Below are 3,121 nucleotides of genomic sequence, written 5' to 3' on the forward strand. Positions count from 1 at the left end.
GAGCAGGTCGATGTCGGCGACCCGGATGTCGAGGTCGGCGAGCACGGCCGTTAGGACGCGCTGCCAGCGGGTCACGAACGCGGCGACCGTGCCCGCGTCGAACAGGTCGGTCGCGTAGGTGAGCACGCCGTCGAGACCGGCGGGTCCGGCGTCGGTGAATCGCTCGCGCAGATCGAGGGTGAGATCGAAGGCCGAGGCGTCGCGGTCGAAGTCCTCGACCTCGAACCGCACTCCGGCCAGTTCCAGCACCGGCTCGACGAAGTTCTGCAACGACAGCGACACCTGGAAGATCGGGTGGTGCGCGGTCGAGCGGGTGGGGTCGAGCGCCTGGACGAGCTGTTCGAAGGGCACGTCGGCGTGGGCGAACGCGTCGAGATCGGTGGTGCGGACCTCGGCCAGCACCTGGCGGAAGCTCGCGCCGGGGTCGATCGGCGTGCGCAGCGCCAGGGTGTTGACGAACATGCCGACCAGGTCGTCCAGCGCCGCCTCGCCGCGACCGGCGACCGGGGTGCCGACGACGACATCGCCGGTCCCGCTCAACCGCGCGAGCAGTACCGCGAGCGCGGCGTGCACGATCATGAAGACGCTGACATTGCCTGCCGCCGCGGCCTCGACCAGCGTGCGGTGCACCTGCTCGTCGATCGCGAAGTCGAGGTCGGCGCTGCGCATCGTCTGCACCGCGGGGCGCGGCCGGTCGGTCGGCAGTTCCAGGGCGTCCGGTGCGCCGGCGAGGGTGTCGGCCCAGTACCGGATCTGCCGCGCGGCCACGGATTCCGGGTCGGTCGCGCTGCCGAGGAGTTCGCGATGCCACAGCGCGAAGTCGGCGTACTGCACGGTGAGCGGGGCCCGGGTCGGTGCCACGCCCGCCACCCGCGCCGAGTAGGCGGCCACCAGGTCACTCGCGAGCGGGGCCATCGACGCGCCGTCGGCGCTGATGTGGTGCACCACGACGACGAGGACGTGGTCGTCCGCGCCGAGCCCGTAGAGCGCCACCCGCACCGGCGGCGCGGCGGTGATGTCGAACGGCTGGGCCACCAGGGCGGTGATCCTGGCCTCGACGTCCGCGGCGGCGACCGGGATCGGCGTGAGTTCGACCGCGGCGGACCAGGCGGGCAGCACCTGCTGGACCGGCCCCGCCGCCGTGTCGGGGTAGCGGGTGCGCAGGGTGTCGTGCCGCGACAGCAGGTCGCCGACCGCCGATCGCAGGGCGGGCAGGTCGAGTTCACCGGTCAGCCGGATGGCGGCCGGGATGTGATAGGCCGCCGACTGCGGTGCCAGCTGGTGCAGCACCCACATGCGCTGCTGCGCGGGCGAGAGGACCGCGGGTCCGTCGCCGGTGCGCCGGGTCAGCGGCGGGCGGGCGAGCGAGCGGTCCAGGCCGCCGAGCCGCTCGGCCAGCGCGGCCACGGTCGGGGCGTCGAACACCTCGGCGACCGGCACCTGCGCGCCGAGCGCGGCACCGAGCCGGGCGGCCAGCCTGGTGGCGATCAGGGAGTTGCCGCCGAGGGCGAAGAAGTCGTCGTCCAGGCCGACCTTCGGCACGCCGAGCAGGTCGGCGAAGGTGTCGGCCACCGCTCGCTCGGCCGCCGTGACCGGTGCCCGGAACCGGCCGGACCTGATGTCGGGGGCCGGCAGCGCGCGCCGGTCCAGTTTGCCGTTGCCGGTGCGTGGCAGCGCGTCCAGGACGACGAACGACGACGGCACCATGTACGACGGAAGGCGCAGCGCCAGGGCGGCTTTCACCGACTCCACCGTCAGCTGACCGGCCTGTTCCGGTACCAGGTAGGCCACCAGTAGCTCACCGACGGCGGAGTCGGTGTAGACCGTCACGGCGGCCTGGTGCACGGCGGGCTCGGCGGCCAGCGCCGACTCGATCTCGCCGAGCTCGATCCGCAGGCCACGGATCTTCACCTGGAAATCGCTGCGCCCCAGGTACTCCAGGGCGAGCGCGCCGTCATCGACCACCCAGCGGACCATGTCGCCGGTGCGGTACATGCGGTCACCGGGCGCGCCGTACGGGTCGGCGACGAACCGGCTCGCGGTCATCTCGAACCGGTTGAAATAACCGCGCGCCAGCGCAGGCCCCGCCAGGTACAGCTCGCCCGCGATACCCACCGGCACCGGCCGCAACCAGCCGTCCAGCACGACCACCGCGGCACCCCGGATCGGTCCGCCGATGGTGATCGGCTCGCCCGCGACGAGTTCGGCGGGACCGGTGGCCCAGATGCTGAACTCGGTGGGGCCGTACAGGTTGAACAGGGCCGCGTCGCTCACCTTGCGCAGCGCGGCGACCGCGTCTCCGGTGAAGGCCTCACCGGCGATCAGCAGCGCGCGCAGCGAGGACAGAGCTCCGCCCGCGAGAGCGGTGGCATCGACGCTGCCTGCGAAAACGGTGAGCATCGAGGGCACGAACGAGGTCATCGTGACGCGCTGCGCCGCGATGACATCGGCGAGGTACTGCGGGTCGCGGTGACCGTCCGGGCTCGCCACGACGAGCCGGCCGCCGGTGCTGAGCGGGCCGAACAGCTCCCACACCGACACGTCGAAGGTGGCCGGGGTCTTCTGCACCACGGTGTCGGCCGCGGTGAGCCGGTGGGCGTCCTGCATCCACACCAGGCGGTTGACGATCGCGCCATGGCTGACCGCGACACCCTTCGGGCGACCGGTCGAACCGGACGTGAAGATGACGTACGCGGTGTGCTCCGGACGCAGCGGCTCGGTGCGCTCCGCGTCGGACACCGGTGCGGCGCCGACGTTTTCGAGATCGAGCTCGTCGATGCGCACCAGCGGCGCGACCGCGGTGTCGAACTCGGCCTCGGCGTTGGTCAGCACGCAGACCGGTGCCGCCGTCTCGAGGATGTAGTTCGTGCGCTCGGCCGCCTGATCCGGGTCGACCGGCACGTACGCGCCACCGGACTTGGCGACGGCGTACATGGCGACGATCAGATCCACGGAGCGGCGCAGTGCCAGCGCGACGCGGGCCTCTGGACCGACGCCGAGCGAGATCAGGTGCCGCGCCAGGCGATTCACCTTCGCGTCGAGTTCGGCGTAGGTGAGCTGGGTGCCGTCGTCGGTGACCAGGGCGGTCGCCTTCGGGTCGGCCGACACGGTCGCGTCGAGC

Annotated in this window: 1 protein-coding gene; it reads right to left on the reverse strand. The window is 72.4% G+C overall.

The features are described 5' to 3' along the window. On the reverse strand, positions 1–3,121 hold a 3,121-nt coding region (locus ACWDNU_RS44985; RefSeq protein WP_449673351.1), incomplete at both ends, for an amino acid adenylation domain-containing protein.

It is taken from the genome of Amycolatopsis sp. NPDC003676 (genome assembly GCF_053587275.1).